The organism is Comamonas sp. Z1, assembly GCF_008121555.1.
GTDB classification, from domain to species: Bacteria; Pseudomonadota; Gammaproteobacteria; order Burkholderiales; family Burkholderiaceae_C; genus Comamonas; species Comamonas thiooxydans.
Map to the genome: position 1 here is coordinate 127,200 of NZ_VOQT01000012.1, position 17,348 is coordinate 144,547.

The window sequence follows — 17,348 nt, forward strand, 5'->3', positions numbered from 1 at the left end:
AACTATTGTCACTTGTGGCATGAAATAGTCGCGTTTGCGGGGTGCAGCCCTGCATAGGGTTTAGCGTTTTGCGTGCCCCGGATGACATTGGGGTATGAGCGCAAATGACCAATTCGACCCCAGCCGTGCCGTACCTGTGAACTCTGCCGCCAGCCAGAAGCCGGAAGACGACTTCAACCCTGGTCGTGCCGTACCGATGAATGCGGATAACGCTCTGGTGCGCGGCTGGAAGTCGATGAGCAACTCGGTGGGAATCACCAAGGATCTGGCAACGGGTGATGCAGCGGCTGTGGCGCGCCGAGTCAAGGAATTTGACGACTACAACCGCGTCAATCCTGGCAGTCAGCAGGGTCAAGAGCTGTCCAAGGCATGGGAGCAAGGCGACGGCATCACGGGCGGCATCGCAGGCGTTGCCGGCGAAATCGCCAAGGATTGGAAGGAAGCACCCAACTGGGTAGGTGGCGTGCGCTCGGTGGCTGGCAATGCAAAAGCCATGGGCGATGGCCTGGTTGCCCAGGTGCCCAATATGCTGGCACCGATGGTCGGTATGGTGGGCGGTGGTGTTGCGGGCGGCGCGGCAGCGGGGCCGGTTGGTCTGGCTGCTGGTGCATGGGCAGGCGCCTCTGCTGGCAATACGCTGGTCGAGGGCGGTGGCATGCTCATGGATCGCCTGAACAAGGCTGGCATCAATCCTCAAGACACTGCGGCCGTGGAGAAGTTCACCCGCGAGCAAGGCGATGCTGCGCTGGGTGATGCTGCCATCAAAGGCGCCATCATCGGAGCCGTTGATGCAGCCACCGCTGGCGCTGGCGGCAAGATCCTGAACGCGCCGGCGAGAGCAGCGGCAGACCGTGCACTGACGAAGATGGGCGTTGACATGACGGACGGCGCGGCGGTCAAGGCCGCTCAGAAATCCGATGCCTTCAAGGATCTGGTCGCCAAGGATGCGACCTTCCAGGCTGCAAGCTCAGGCGCTGGCAATGTTGCCCGTAACGTGGGCGTCGCTGCTCTTGATCCCGCAGGCGAGTTTGCCGGCGAGTTCGTGGGACAGGGCGTTGCCACCGGTGACTGGGACACCAAGAACGCGGCATTGGAAGCGATCTCGTCCGTGGGGCAGTCGGCCCTCATGTACGGTGGCCAGAAGGCCTATCAGGCGGCGACCAGCCCCCTGCGGGACAAGCGCGCGAACGAGTCTGACAAGGCCGATGGCGAACCGGAGGCAGGCAATCCAGTGCCGCTCATGCTGACCAATCAGCCCCCCGACACCTTGTTCACCCATCCAGACGGTTCTACAGGACGCCGCTCCGAAATGGAGTCGTACTTGAACAGTCTCAATGATGGGACGCCTGCCGGCGAGCGCCGGATGATGAAGGAGCGTGCCCGCTTGTTGGGCTATTCCTCGCCCGAGCCCTACGAGTTTGAAATTCCTGATCTCGTGCCTTGGCAAGAGGACTATCGCAATCACTCCTTCGGTCTGCCGTATCAGCCACTGCAAGATCATCTGGGCGCCGTTCAAGCAGCCGTGCGTAGCGGAACCCAGTTCACAGATCAGCAGACTGTCGATGCTGTGCGCTCCACCATGGAAGACGCTTGGCTTGAGGCCAACGTAAAGCAGCAGCCCGCGTCGGCGGTCGAGGCAGCCAGCATTGCCGGTCAGCAGATGGAGCAAGAACTGGCCGCGGCGGCGCCTGGTGAGACAGGTTCCACAGCAGCTGTCGATGCCCAGGTGCGCACCAGCCGAATACTGTCTGGTCTGCAGAATGCCATGGACAGCGGTGCCATGGGAACAGCCCAGTCCATCAACTATCTGAACGAGGCCCTGACTCGCATTGGTGAGCAACCGCTCGCGCAGGACGAGGCAGCGCGCGCTCGCCGTCTGCTCGATGCGCATGCGGCATTCACCGGAAAAACCACGCCCGCGCCACTGCCGGGTGATCTCGCCGCTCAAAACCCTTTGGTCGATGAGTTTGCCGACAACGCGGCATTGGAGTCCCTGGTTCGGCGCAAGCCATCTGAGCGACTGGGCATTGATCCCAGTGCCGGGCCCAACTCGAAAGCCGCAGCAATGGCGGTCGATGCGGCGCAGTCCGAGCCTGCAACCCCTGCCATCGATGCGGCTCAGCCTCTATCGCTCCAGAACCCGCTGTTGGCCATTTCATCCAGCAGGGAGAACGCCGCTCCAGCGGCATCGCCATTCAACATCAACGGAGATCTCGATGGCCGTGAAGCCTATCAAGCCCAGCAAATCAGAGCGCAACAGGCGCAAGCAAGAGCAGCGCAAGGCAGCGAAGCTGGTGGCCGACAAGACCAAAGCATTTCAGGCATTGGCAGTGCACCTGGGCATTTGGGGCAAGGCGTAGGCTATGGCACCGCCCCAGCTATCAACAATGGCCCGCAAGTCCCAGCGCAGAATGCAACGCAAGGCCAAGCGTCAGAAGCTCAGACTGCTACGGAAACAGGAGCGCGCGAAACACGAGAACCCAGCACCTTCTCAAAGTATGCAGGTCAGAGTGAATCCTCTGAGGCCAATGGCGCTATAAATTCAGAGGCGAAGCAGGCGGCGCAACCCGCTTCCGACGCCATGACCATCGGCAGCACCCCCAAGACTGGCGATGCGGTGTCTGTGCGCGACGGCGTTGTGTATCTGGGTAACTATGAGGCGCTGGACTACGACAGTGGCGAACCCATCACGGTTCCCGCCGACGCAACTCGTGGCCAAGTGGCCCAGGCCCTGCGCGATGGCGGGGTACTGACCGACCGCCAAAAGGTCTTCGGCCTCAAAGACCGCGAGCATGAGCGCATATCCGGCCCGGTGGCCCCCGCCGTTCAAGCTCCGGCTCCTGCGCCGGCCGCCAATGCGCCTGCACCGAATCCTGCGAGGCTGCGCCAGCAGAAGGCCATCGAGCGTATCAACAGCGAGAAGGGCGCCTACTTCTTCTCCAAGTCCAAGGCCGATGCATTCCTGGCCGATAACGATCTGCAGGACGGCTATGAGGTCGTGCAGCAAGAAAAAGCGTTTGCCATCAAAGCCAAGCAAGCGATCGCGGCAGCCGTGGAAGCGGAGGCGCCTGCTGCCGGAGAAGCCAATCCCGTCACCAATCAGAATTCTGGTACCGGCATTTCCGGGCGCGATCTGGGCGACGGCTGGGCCGAATTTGCCCCTGAGTCGGGCACCAAGTCTGTGCCTCGGGCAGAAATGCCTCAGATCAAGGCCGAGCACCGCGGCGCCATGGTGAATTTCATGAACGCGCGCGGCGTGGCCCATGAAGAGGCGACAGTGCCTGCTTCCAGTCTCAAGCCCACCCAGCGCGAGTTCAGCCGCGAGAAGGTAGAGAAGGCCAAGGCCTATACCGGTGGCAATCGCGCCATCCTGACATCCAGCGACGGTCATGTGCTGGACGGCCATCACCAGTGGATGGCGGCGCGCGAGAACGACGAGGATGTGCGCACCATCCGCCTGGACGCGCCCATTGATGAGCTGGTGAAGCTGGCTCACGACTTCCCCAGCTCTACTGTTGCTGATGGCGCTACTGAAGGCCAAGCGAAGGAGGATCAGGGCGAAGCATCCCAAACAGCGGCAGAGCGTGCCACACAGTCGAATGCTGACTTCATCAAGGCGTTAGCAGAAGCCCGTAAGGAGCTGCCTGCTGGATTTGAGATCACCCCCATGGGTGACACGATCTCGCTCAAGGAGAAAGGCAAGTTCGCTGTTAATGGGCTTGGCCGCAACCGTGCAGGGGTGGAAGAGGCTCTGCGACAGGCGAAGCAGCGTGATTCTCAGAATAAAGCTGAAGCCGCTGCACCTGAGCAAACCAAGGGTGAGAAGAAAAAACCGCGCCTGGCGGAAAGCGCTGATGCTCTGTGGAAGGCCATCAAGGAAGCAAGCAATGGTGTTGTTACCGAGCGCGGTATCCGCTATCCGATCATGGAAGTTGTCGGGGGCGATTGGTTCATGATGGATTCCAATGCCCGCTTGAAACTGATTGATCGTGGCGCTGCGAGCTTGTCCTACTCCGAGCCAACCGATGCTCAGATTGCTGAGTTTCACGATGCCTTGGAAAAAGACCAGGTGCAAGTGCGCGTGATGGAGCGTGCTGGTTACGAGTCCGACTACAAGAACCCTAAGACCCTGCAAATCTTGCATAGCCCCTCTGGCATGGGCTTCAATTCGGCTGCCCGGTCTGTCATCCACAAGATGGCGTTCAAGAAGACGGAGGCCGAGCGCATTGAAAGTCAAGCTTCCGTCAAGAAGGCCGCAGAGCAGGAGGCCAGAAAGGCATCCCGCGAGGTCGAGCGTGACTTGTTCCGCCAGATGACGGCGGCCAACGGCGGCATGGCCGGCAAGAGTCTGGATCAAGTGACCGATGCGCTCAAGCAGCAACTCGGCTCCCGCGACGCCAGCACCGCGCTCAACCCGGTGCAGATTTCCCGTCTGGCTCGCGCCATCCATAAACAGCTGCAGGCCAATGCGGCACAGCTGGCTAAGGAAGCAGCGCGCGATCCCCAGGTGAAGGCTGATGCCCAGGCCGAGGCCTTGGGCAATGCCTTTGGCGAGGACGTATCGCCCCAGAGCAAGGGCGATTTCCTGCTGGGCTTTGACCACGCATTGGCTGGCAAGACCAAGAGCACGCTATCTGGTGCCGGCCTGGCCGACATGGTGAAGGGCTACGAGGCCGCGAGCGAATGGATGGGTACCGAGGAAGGTGCCGCCTGGTTTGAAGGCAAGCGCCGCAAGAAGCTGGAAAACACGGGTGTGGATCTGCGTCGCCACTGGGAGGCCATGAAGGCCCAGATGAAGGCCGGCGAGTCCGATATGCAAAAGGCATGGAAGCAAATCGAAGCGGCCACTAACCGCGCCGAGCTGTTTGCGCCATATCTACCCGAGGGCTCTACCCCTGGCTGGGTGGCATACGTGTCTCAACTGCGCGGCATTACCAAGACGTTCAAGCAGTTCATGTTCGACGGCCGAGCAAGCTGGTATGGCTCTGTGGCTGTGTCTCGTAAGGGTAAGGAAGCGGCCAATCTGGAGTTCGTTCTGGACGGCAAGCGCTACCCCGGCGCCATGTCGATCGAGCAGCGCCAGCAGTGGCAGACCGACCCGGTGTTCCGCATGGCTCAGCTGCGCGAAGCTGCTGAGCTCTATATAGAGAAGGTGCAAGAACTCACGGCATTCCTTGACGGCGCCACATCGCTGAAGGAGGCCGCTGATCGCTTTGTGGACACCATGGTCGCGGAGAAGCACCAAGAAAAGGCCCGCAACCGCGACACCTACTACAGCCGCTATGAGCGCATCAATGCGGATCGCCTAGACGGTGTGCTGTACGGCGTTCACGGCGGTGGAGTGTTTGACCGTGGAGTGTGGAATGGCGACTCCTACGATTTCACCAAGTTCCGTGCGGCTAGTCCCTGGGCCTCGGGCCTGATTGCGAACGAGGCAACGCATGCGTTGCCCACGCGCGCCACGCCGCTGACACCGCCCAAGCTGGATCGTGTCGATCGCGCCATGTCCAAGGATCATCGCGGCGGCAAGGATGTGACGCCCGCGCAGTTCAAGGCACAGTTCGGCTTCGCGGATGTGGGCTTTGGCAACTGGGTCGGAGCCAAGAACGACCAAGATCACCTGAACTACGCCTTCGACGCCTTCATGGATCTGGCTGAACACTTCGGCTTTGCGCCGAAGAACATCGGTCTGGGCGGTGTGCTGCATTTCACGGTAGGCGCGCTGGGTCATGGCAAGTTCGCTGCACATTTCAGTCCCAACCACCCTGGGCCCAATGGCCGCGTGCAGGTCATGAATTTGACCAACACCAAGGGTGACGGAACGGTGTACCACGAGTGGGCCCATGCACTTGACCACAACCTAGGTGGTGAATGGGATCGGGTCAAGGTCATGATCCTCAACGCTTTCAAGTTCAAGGCCTATGAGGCTTCGGACTGGGAGCGCGTGGCCCGCAATTTCCTAGTGGGCGGTTCCTACTGGCAGGGCAACAAGAACCAAGACAAGGTGGACGCGGCCATTCAAGGCCTGCGCTACTACGCCAACACCGGCGCTCGCCGCGGTCTGACAGCCTATAAAGAGAATGCCGACAAGCTGGGCAAGGACTATTGGGGCAATGACGCCGAGCTGCTGGCACGCGCCGTTGAGGCCTGGTCTGCGGACAGCCTGGGCGGCATCAACTCCTATCTGGTCAATCAAGACTGGGTGGGCGACGGCAAGGTGACTCAGGCCAGCGGCTATCGCGGCACGCCGTATCCCACCGGTGGAGAGCGGGTAGTGTTTGGGCAGTACCTGACGGCTCTGGCCAAGTCCGTGAAGTTCACCGATGGCAAACCCACTGTGACCGTGACAGACTTCGAGAGGAATCTGCCTGCGAACATGGGTGCTGGTGAAGTGCGACGCAGGGAGCTGTTGTCCCGGGAGGGTATGCAGGCCTATTTCGAGCAGGTGCAGGAAGAGCGCGCCATGGCGGCCGAAGAGAAGGCCCGTCTTGAACTCGAGAAGCAGGCCGAGGACAAAGCCAAGGTTGATGCCATGGCCGAACAGGCCCTGGCCGAGCTAGAGGCAATGAGCAAGCCCGCGGTAGTGGACGCTCCTGCACCTTCGGAATCCCGCGGCCCTCTGTCCGATGACGACCTGAGCGCAATCTTTGATCAGGCGGCAGCCGAGTTGCGCGAGCAAACCCAGGAGCAGCCGAATGTATCGGCCACCAACGAAGCAGCCGCTATCAGCGAAACTGTTGCTGCTACTGTACAAGCAGCGGCCGGACAGGCAGACAAGACCGCGGCTAAGCTGATTGCCGAGGCTGCTAAGCTGGGCGTGACCGGCGCCAATGAAGCGCTGTCGGGCCTGGCCAAGCTGTTCGGCGGCGGCAAGGGCGGTCGTCTGAACTCCTTCCCGGCCGGCTTCGATGAGGAAACCTACAAGGCGGCTAAGCCGCACTTCAAGGCTGCGCTCTCATCCTTCCAAGCAGCTGGCAAGTCTCTCAAGGATCTGTTCAAGCTGCTGATCCAGAACTTTGGCGATGGGGTCAAGGATTACGCTATCCAGTTCGCCAAGGATGAGGGCCTGTCCGCGCAACTGGGCAAGGCACCAACTGCTGGCGCTGCTCGCAGCCCCTCGGGCGTACTGGCCGACTGGGTGAAATCCCAGCTAGAGCGCGGCGCGGCTGATGGCAGTTTCGACTGGCGCGCATTGTTTGAACAAGCTGATTCCGCCTTTGGTGGCACGCAGGCTGAGGGCAAGTACACGCCCAAGGATGCCTACGATGCCATGGAGGCGGGGGTTAACCATTTCATTCTGTCCCGTCCCGGCGAGTTCAACCCGAACGCCAGCCAGGATGCAGCTCACATCATCGTGGAACGTCTGCACCGCATCACGCAGATGCTGCCGACTCAGACGAAGCGCACTGCGGAACAAGATGAGTTCCAGCAGTTCAGCACTGTCCCAGCCCTGGCCTATGCAGCCAACTGGGCGGCAAACATGGATAGCAGCGACACGATGCTGGAGCCCAGCGCCGGTATCGGCGGTCTGGCGGCCTTTGCGAAGAATGCAGGTGCTAAGCTGATCCTGAATGAACTCAGCAGCCGCCGCGCTGCCGTGTTGCGTGAGGTGTTCCCGGCAGCCAAGGTTTTCACGGAGAACGCTGAGCAGATCGACAACATCCTGCCCGCGACGGAGATCCCTTCCGTGGTGGTGATGAACCCACCCTTCAGCGCGACCGCTGGTCGCATTCAAGGCAAGCGTGACACGCATGTCGGCGCCCAGCATGTTGAGCAGGGCTTGAAGCGCCTGGCCGATGGTGGCCGTCTAGTGGCCATCGTGGGTGAGGGCATGAATCTCGACCGCCCGGCCTTTGCCGACTGGTGGAAGGGCATTCGCGCCAAGTATGACGTGCGCGCCGTGATCCCCATGGATGGCTCCGGCTACGCCAAGTACGGCACGACCTTCGACAATGCCATTTTGGTGATCGACAAGGTGAAGCCGTCCAATCGTCCTATTGTCACAACTCCTGCCAAGACTTACAGTGACCTCATTGGCAGCCTTGCCGAGATCCGCAATGACCGACCAGAATCTATTTTCCCGTCAAACGATCGTGACGGACTTGAACTCGACGCCGCAGAGCATGCACTTGCTGAGTCTTCTCAAGCAGGCAGGGGTTCCGCACAACCCGAACAATCTGGTAGTGACCAGCGTTCTGATGTGGGCCGCGCAGAATCTGGCCGGGGACAGGGGCTGGGCGCAGGAGGTGGAGGGCGCGGCAGCGCTGGCGGATCTGGAGTCGCCGGAAATGATGGCGCAAAATCTCGCCCAGGCCGAGGTGCTGGAAGCAACGACGCTCGAGGAAGCCGCGATGATTCTGCTACAGGAGGTGGCGGATCTGATGCCGCCCAATCAGCTCTAAGCATTCAGGCGACTGAGCAGGCCGGCGATCCCGAAGCTGGCCTGAGTGACTCGATCTTTGAGTCCTACCAGCCCCAGCGTCTGCAAGTACCCGGTGCCAAGCCGCACCCCGGCCCGCTGGTGCAATCTTCGGCCATGGCCGCCGTGTTGCCGCCCGTACCGACTTACACCCCGAATCTGCCCAAGGAAACGATTGAAAAGGGCTTGCTGTCGATCGCCCAGATTGAGGCAGTCGTTTATGCGGGCCAGGCCCATCAGGAATTGCTGGAGCCTATTACCGTTGATGGCAAGGATGTCGCTTATCGCCGCGGCTTCTTCATCGGTGACGGTACCGGTGTTGGTAAGGGGCGCGAGATCTCGGGCATCATTCTGGACAATATGCGCCAGGGCCGTGAAAAGGCTGTCTGGATTTCGGAGAAGCCCGGGCTGCTGCCCGACGCACAGCGCGATTACTCGGGCATCGGCGGCGATTCCAAGCAGATCTTCAATGTCAGCAAGACCAAGGCCGAAGAGCAGATCAACGCTGACAAGGGTATCGCCTTCCTGAGCTATGCCACTTTGCGCAGCGGCGCGAAGTCTCAGGAAAATGTTGCCACTCCCACCACCAAGGCACAGTTCGCCAAGCAGTTCCCCAAGGGCTTGGATGTAGTAACCACCAACGGCCGCGGCACATTCCCTCTGGATCACATCGACCCCAAGGATGACGGCGGTAAGGTCTGGGTTAAGGTGGGCGGTGAGCTGAAATTCATCCGCTATACCAGCGTGGAGTCCATCGGTGGCCAGAGTGATTGGCTGTCGGGCCGCAGCACGCAGTCGGCCAAGGGCAGTAAAAAGGAAGGGCAGTCCCGCCTGGATCAGCTGGTTAATTGGCTGGGTAAGGACTTCGACGGCGTGATTGCTTTCGATGAGGCACATAACGCCGGCAATGCCGTAGCCCAGAAGGGCACGCGCGGCCAGTCCCAGCCTTCCGCCCAGGCCCTGGCTGTGGTCGAGTTACAAAAGCGTCTGCCCAATGCCCGAGTGGTCTACGTGTCCGCAACTGGTGCGACCCAGGTTTCCAACCTGTCGTTCGCCACCCGTCTGGGCCTGTGGGGCCCGGCAACACCTTTTGCCGGTGTGCAGAACTTCATTGCTGAAATGACTGCTGGCGGTCTGGCGGCTATGGAGCTGGTGGCGCGCGATCTGAAACAGATGGGGGCGTACATGGCCCGCAGCCTCTCCTTTGAGGGCGTGACGTATTCCCGCGTTGAACATCAGCTGTCACCGCTACAGCAGGACATCTACAACCGTTTGGCTGAGGCGTGGCAGGTCACGCTGCAGAACATTGACGCGGCTTTGAAGACCACGGGTGCTGTGGGCGAAAACGGCAAGGGCTCTTCCTCGGCCAAGAGCGCAGCCATGTCCGCATACTGGGGAGCACAGCAGCGCTTCTTCAGCCAGGTCATCACCAGCATGCAAATGCCTTCGGTGCTTGAGCAGATGGAGCGCGACGTTGCCGATGGCAAGGCCCTGGTGCTGCAGCTGGTCAACACCAACGAGGCCCAGCAGAACCGCTCAATCGCCAAGCGCCGGGAGGAAGATGAGTCCGCCGACTTGGAAGAGCTGGATCTCACACCACGCGATGTGTTGATGCAGATGGTTGAAAAGTCGTTCCCTGTTACCCAGTTCGAGGAGCAGGAAGACGATTCGGGCAAGAAGATCCGCGTGCCCGCTAAGGATTCGCAAGGCAACCCGGTCATCAACCGGGAGGCCGTGGCCATGCGCGAAGCTCTCCTAAAGGATCTCAAGGACATCCGCGTCCCCGATGGCCCTCTGGAGATCGTGCTGAACCATTTTGGTGTGGATAAGGTGGCAGAAGTCACCGGCCGCACACAGCGCGTGGTGCGCAAGCTGGACAAGGATGGCGAGCTGAAAGCGCAACTCGAGTCTCGCGGCCCCGCATCGGCCCGCGCCGATGCCAATGCGTTCATGGCTGACCAAAAGCCGATTCTGGTGTTCTCAGATGCTGGCGGTACCGGCTATTCCTTCCACGCTGATAACACGCAGAAGAACAAGCGCAAGCGCAGCCACTATCTGATTCAGCCTGGCTGGCGTGCGGATAAAGCGGTGCAGGGTTTCGGCCGCACTCACCGTACCAACCAGGCCAGCGCGCCTCACTACTATCTGGCGTCCACCAACGTGCCTTCGCAGAAGCGCTTCCTGTCGGCCATCGCTCGCCGGCTGGATCAGCTGGGCGCTTTGACCAAGGGTCAGCGCGACACTGCCAATCAGGGCATGTTCAGCGAAAAGGACAATCTGGAGTCCATCTATGCGACTCAGGCTGTGCAGCAATTTTTCAAGGATGGCCAGCACCAGCAGCTGGACGGCATCAGCTTCGCGGAGTTTCTGCGCCAGACTGGGCTGGAAAGCATCATTGACGAGGAAACCAATCGCATCGCGGAAGACCGGATGCCCGATACACGCACTTTCCTGAACCGCATGCTGTCCCTCAAGCTGGATATGCAGGAAAAGGTGTTCGATGCCTTCATGCTCCGTATGGAAGAAAAGGTGGAGATGGCTGTGGAGCGCGGCGAGTTCGATGCTGGACTGCAGACGATTCGCGCTCTGGAATCCCGTGTGGTGGCAGATGATCTGGCTTACACCGACCCTCGCTCAGGTGCTGAGACGCGCCTGGTCGAGCTGGAGCTGACCCAGCCGACCACCATCTACCCATTCCCGCACTCCCTGCAAAAGGCTGAGTACGTGGTGAATGTGAAGTCGGGCAAGGTCTATGCAAAGACTCTGGTGGGCAAGTCAACGACCAAGGAAGGTGCGGTTGTCGATCGCTTTCGCTTCTACGGCACGGGCAGCGTCCAGTCGAAGACCGCCCCAGAGATTGCCAAGGCCTTCCGTGGCTCGACCAAGGCCGAGGCCATGAAGCTTTGGGCTGCTGAAAACGAGGCCCGCCCCAAGACCTACACCGAGCGCAAGCACATGATCGTCGGTGCGATGCTTCCGATCTGGGATCGTTTGAAGACGGACGGCTCCATTCAGGTGGCACGTACTATGACTGTGGACGGCAGCCGCCTGCTGGGCCGCGTGATCGACAAGAAGAGCCTGCCCGATGTGCGTAAGCGCCTGAATGTGTCCTCGGCTGCATCCAAGATGAGTCCGGCCCAGGTGATGGCACAGATCCTCAAGGGGGACAAGGCTGAATTGGCCAATGGCTGGTCATTGGAACGCGCTCGCGTTTCGGACGACCTGCGTATTGAGTTGAAGAACCCCAGCGGCGGCTATATCAGCCCAGCGGTGCGCGCCGACCTGGTGGGCATCGGTTTGGTGAGCGAGCGTATCAGCTGGGCTGAGCGCCTGTTTGTGCCGACAGGTGCGGCAGGCGTTCCGGTGCTGGAGCGCTTGACCAAGAACCGCCCCGTGGTCGATCTGCAAGGCGAGCAAGATACTTCCGAGGCGCATTTCGGTGCTGGCCAAGGTGCTAAGGTCGGAAGCCGTACCGACCGGGCCGTGATGGACATGGTGCGCGAGGGCAAGTCCGCAGCTGACATCTTGGGGCTGATTGCTTCCACTTCCAAGACACCATTCAATCGCAAACTGTCGGCCCTTCTGGTGAAGGCTGGCGCTGCACCACGCATCAGCATGGGCGGCGATATGGGCGCGGATGGCGGCTTCAATTTCCTGGCCAAGTACAGCCGAAAGCTCGAAGAGCTGACTTTGAGCGAGGGTGCAGCAAGTCGCGCCGAGCAGATTTTCCTGCACGAAATGACGCACGCCGCCACTCTCAAGAGCCTTGACCGCAAGGGCATCGCCTCTTTGCAGATGCGCAAGTTATATGAGCATGTGAAAAAGCAGGGCGGGGCTGCTGGTGCTTACGGCATGAAGAATGTTGGAGAATTCGTTGCCGAAGCGTTCACTAACCCGGAGTTCCAGCGTGCGCTGCGGGCCATGAAAGCGCCGGCTGGCAGCTCTCTCCAAAACGCTTGGGACGCGTTCGTGCGTATTCTCAAGGCTGTGCTGGGGCTGCCGGCCAAGTCCGAGGATGCCTTGTCACGCGCCCTTGAGCTGGGTGTACTGGTCATGCGTGAGGATAGGGCGCTGCGCCAGGCCAGCCAGAAAGATCGCGCCACGCAATCGAGCGTGCGCCAATTCTTGGACGGCAATGCCGTGGCCAGCATGCGAGGCGACGAGGTTCCCCGCCTGGGCGGCCAGGCCCTTGTGGTCAACTGGGCTGCCAAGCACTTCGAGTCCGCGACCAAGGACGGTGCAGTCGTGCATCCTGAACTGGGCCAAATCAAGCTGGATCGCCGCAGCGCCAAGGACTCTCTGAGCCATGGCTATGGCAAAGACAAAGTACAGGCACTGTATCTGTTGCCCGAGGTTTTGCCGAAGGCGCGAGTCCTGCATACCGAATCCCGCAAGGAAGGTCAGACAGGCTATGTACTGGGAGCGCCTGTGGAGATTGGTGGCAAAGCATATGTCGCCGCCATGGTCGTGACCCAGCATGAGGGCCGTACAGGCTTGTATGTGCACGAGGTTGTGCTCAGAGAAAAGCTCCAGGGTGCCATCAATACCGGTGCTCCTGCACAAAGCCAAGGCGACATTGCGCAGTCCTCGCGGGGCAACCCTGGAGCCATTCGCAGTGTGCTTGAGCGCATCTACGCTGTCAATCCCGATGGCAACGCAGACGATGTGGCACATTTCGGGGTGAGCGATGCGGCCGAGGCTGCCAAGAACATTGGGCAAGGCCTCAAGGCAATTACGGCCACGGATGTGAAGAAGGCCGGTAGCCACAAGCTGACCGACTGGCTCAAGCTGGGCCTGCAGTTCATGGGCCGTCGCCAGTTGGTGGATATTTACGGCGACACCATCCCCATGGCTGAGTATGACCGTCTGGTGGCTCAGATGGAAGCGGACAAGAACGATGTGGGCGCTGAGGCTGACAACCTGGCTACGCGCTGGGGCAAGCTCAAGGACGAGGTTCAACTGTCTGAGTTGATGCATGACGCCACTTTGGCCGAGATCGATGCAGACAGCAGCAAGGAGTATGTCGAAGGAGATGACAAGGCCCAGAGTGCCGCTCTCAAGCGCCGCTTTAGTGCTCTTTCGCCGGAGGCAAAGGCCGTGTACCGGGAGGCCCGTGACCACTACCGTGAGCATCACAAGCAGGTGCGCAATGCCATCCGTGAGCGGATCATGCGCGCCGAACTCAGCAGCAAGAAGCGCCAGGAGCTGCTGGAGAAGATGGACGCTGATTTCTTCGGCTATGTGAAGGGGGTGTATTTCCCTCTGGCTCGCTTCGGCCAGTACGTGGTGGCTACCAAAGATCAGGACGGCAAGGTGATCAGCGTGTCTCGTGCCGAAACCATGACCGAGGCCGAGCGCATGCGCGATGAAATGCGCAAGGCTTTCCCGGCCGCCAAGGGTTTCAATGTGGGCCGCGTAACGCTGAGCAAGGACTTTGTGGCAACCCATGACATGGTGGGACGCGGCTTTATGTCCGAAGTTTTCGCAGCTCTGGACAAGCACGAGATCCCCGCCGACAAGCGCGCCGAGCTTGAAGACACGTTGGGTCAGCTGTACCTCTCGTCGTTGCCGGATCTCTCCTGGGCAAAGCATGGCATCCACCGCAAGGGAACGCCGGGCTTTAGCCAGGACGCCCGTCGAGCGTTTGCACAAAACTCCTTCCACGGTGCTCGCTATTTGGCAAAGCTCCGCTACAGCGACCTGATGGCCGACGAGTTGGACAATATGCAAAAGCATGTGGATACCATGGGAGCGTTCAAGGATGACTTTGATCAACCCAAGGCTCAGCGTGTGGTCGATGAAATGCAGAAGCGTCACGACCAACTGATGAACCCCAAGACCAACTCGCTTTCCACGGCGCTGACCAGCTTCGGCTTTATCTTCCATCTGGGGCTCTCGCCCGCCGCCGCCATGGTCAACTTGTCCCAGACTGCGCTGGTGGCCTACCCGGTGATGGGCGCAAAGTGGGGCTTTCAGAAGTCGGCAGCTGCGCTGCTGCGCGCATCTAATGAGTCGGTCAAGGGCAAAAACGACATTCGCACGCAGCTCAAGGACAAGGACGAGCTAGCCGCGTATGACGAGGCAGTGCGATCCGGTGTGATCGATGTGACCATGGCTCATGATCTGGCCGGCATTGCCCAAGGGGAGGATGCGGGCGTAATGTGGAAGTTGCGACCTGTGATGCGCGCCGCATCTTTCCTGTTCCACCACGCCGAACGTTTCAACCGCCAAGCTACCTTCATTGCGGCCTATCGCCTTGCCCGCGACGCCGGTAGTGACCACTACAAGGCTTATGAGGAAGCAGTGAAGGCTACCTATGACGGTCATTTTGACTATGGATCTGCCAACCGCCCGCGCTTGATGCAGGGCAATGTGGCCCGTGTGGTGCTGCTGTTCAAGCAGTTCGCGCAAAACATGATCTATACGCTGGGCCGCAATGCCTACCTGGCCGCCAAGGGTGACAAGCAGGCACTCAAGACCTTCGCCGGTGTGATCACCATGCATGCGGCCGGGGCCGGTGTGCTGGGTCTACCGTTGGTGGGGCCGTTGCTGGCGCTGGCATCTGCCTTGGGTGGGGACGACGACGATCCATGGGATGCCGAGATCGCGCTGCGCAATATGATGGCCGATGTGTTTGGTCAGCAGGTGTCGGAAGTGATCGCTAAGGGCTTCTCGCGCTTGACTCCTTGGGATATTTCGGGACGCATCGGGCTTGATAACCTGATCTTCCCTGATATTCGTGAGGGGCTGGAGGGCAAGATGTGGGCGCAGGAGATGGCGACTGGTCTGCTGGGCCCCGTGGTCGGCATTGGTATCAATGGCGCCCGCGGCGCTCAACTGCTGGCTGACGGTGATTTCATGCGTGGACTGGAAAGCATGATGCCGGTTGTGCCACGCAATGCCATCAAGTCGGCCCGCTTCTTGCAAGAAGGCGCCAAGGACTCCACTGGTATCACGATCAAGGACGATGTGAGTGCTTTGGGTATTGCCGGCCAACTGGTGGGCTTTTCGCCCTCGGAAGTCCGCCTGGCCTTTGAAGGGCGTAGTGCTGTCATGAATTCGGATCGTCGCTTGAACGTGCGCCGGGCCGAGCTGCTCGGCCAGTTCTCGCATGCGGTCATGAAAAAGGACAGCGAAGCTCAGGCCGAGGCGCGCGAGGAAATCAAGGCTTTCAACGAGAAGAACCCTGGCCGCCGTATCACCAGCCCTCAAATGTGGCAGAGCGTGCGTGCGCGCCAGCGCCGCATCGATCAAGCGCAGGATGGGGTGTATCTACCTCGCAATCGACGCGACGCCATGGATGCGGGTGGTTTCGCCTTCTAGCTCTATGCGGGGGCATTTGCCCCTGCATAGTGTTAAGAGAAATCGCGTTCATCTTGCACATTTCCTGCAACTTCAGGAGATTTGCCATGGCCAACAAGTTCTACCCCAAGGGCGCGCAGAAGCTGCTTAGCGGCGCCATCAATTTCAGCGCCGACACCATCAAGGCCGTGCTGGTGCCTGCGGCCTATGTCTACAGCGACACCCACGAATTCCTCTCCGACCTGGGCGCGGTCGTGGGTGCGGCTGTGGAGCTGCAGAACAAGGTTGTGACAGGCGGCGTCTTTGATGCCGACGACATTTCCTTCGGGGCGGTGGCTGCCGGCAGCACGGTCAAGGCCATTGCGCTTTTTAAGGACACGGGCAGCGCGGCCACTTCTCCTTTGCTGGCTTACTACGATGCGGTCACGGGCTTCCCGTTCAGCACGAATGGTGGCGAGGTGTCCATTCCGTGGTCCGATGGCCCAGCCAAGATCCTCTCGCTGGTGTAAGGAGCAGTCATGCTCCGCGAGACCTATTTCAACAATGCCGGCTTTGTGCTGGCGCAAAGTGTCCTGGCTGCGTCCACGACCCTCCAGTCAACCACGGGTCTGGAGGCGTCGGGCTTTCTCGGGATGCAAGGCCGATTCAACGTCCTTTCGTATGCGCGAGTAACGATCTCCAATCCCAATCAGCGGGAGGCGGTGGAAATCGCGTTCATTCTGACAATGAACGAGGTGGACAATACCGTGCAAGTCATGCGCGGGCAGGAGGGGACGACTGCTTTCAATTGGGATGCCGGCTCCAAAGTGGACTGCCGGGTGACTGCTGGTTTGCTCGACGGTGCGCGCGCCAATATCGCGTCCAGCGCTCGGACATTCGCCACATCAATCGGGTTCAGTGAGAACTTCAAGGCGCTGAACTACAGCCTGCAGGGCAAAAAGGGCTTTGAGCTCATCCCCAATTCATGGGGAATAGGCGGAGTGCCGGCATTGGCGCAATCTGGCGGTGACGATGCCGCTCAAAAGTTCTTTTCATCCTCCGTAGAGGGGGTGGGTGACTCTGTGGCGGTCGAGTTGGGTGTGGCTCCCGACTACGACAGCAATCAGGTTTACTACCCCGGCGCCATCGTCAGAAACCCAGAAGCCCCCCATCAGCTGTTTGCAGCGGGCCGCTCCACGTTGCTGGGTGAGCCCAAGCCTGCACTCGGCCAAGGCAATTGGACTGAGGTGGCGGTGGATGCAGATGGCGGCATTTTCAGGATCGGTTTTTTGTCCGGGATGGATGACCCGGATGTGTGGCTCTATCCGAGCGAAATCGGGTTTATCTGCGAAGCGCACTCCGCCGCCAGCGTGCCCACGGTTTCGGTGGGGGCGCTGAATGCAGCTGGTGCCGTTATCAGCAAGACCAACCTGGTGAATGCTGCCGCCTTGACGGGCATCGATGGCAGCCATCAGCGCATTGTGTTGGCGACCAACATCCGGCAGGGTGTCAAGGGACTGATCTTCTCGCTGGATGCTGCCGCCACTGGTGGATCGTTCAGAGGGCGCTTTTACTGGAAAGGGCTTTTTGTCTGCACCAACACGGCTGCCGGCTGGCCAGCGGAATACGGGCCGCCACAGGGCTGATG

The 17,348-nt window shown here is 60.3% G+C and carries 3 protein-coding genes; all 3 read left to right on the top strand.

The window, feature by feature from the left end:
• Positions 1-94: 94 nt before the first annotated feature.
• The 3 genes from FSY45_RS19570 (at position 95) to FSY45_RS19580 (ending at position 17,346) form a co-directional block, all read left to right on the top strand.
• Positions 95-15,742 carry a PLxRFG domain-containing protein gene (locus FSY45_RS19570; protein ID WP_148748234.1) on the top strand — a complete coding sequence of 5,216 codons (15,648 nt, stop codon included), beginning with the start codon at positions 95-97 and terminating at the stop codon, positions 15,740-15,742.
• Positions 15,743-15,828: 86 nt separating this feature from the next.
• Positions 15,829-16,230, top strand: a complete 402-nt coding sequence (locus FSY45_RS19575) for a hypothetical protein (RefSeq protein ID WP_148748235.1) — start codon at positions 15,829-15,831, stop codon at positions 16,228-16,230.
• Positions 16,231-16,239: 9 nt separating this feature from the next.
• The gene (locus FSY45_RS19580) at positions 16,240-17,346 is read left to right on the top strand and encodes a hypothetical protein (protein WP_148748236.1); all 1,107 of its coding nucleotides are present in this window, start codon (positions 16,240-16,242) and stop codon (positions 17,344-17,346) included.
• Positions 17,347-17,348 lie beyond the last annotated feature (2 nt).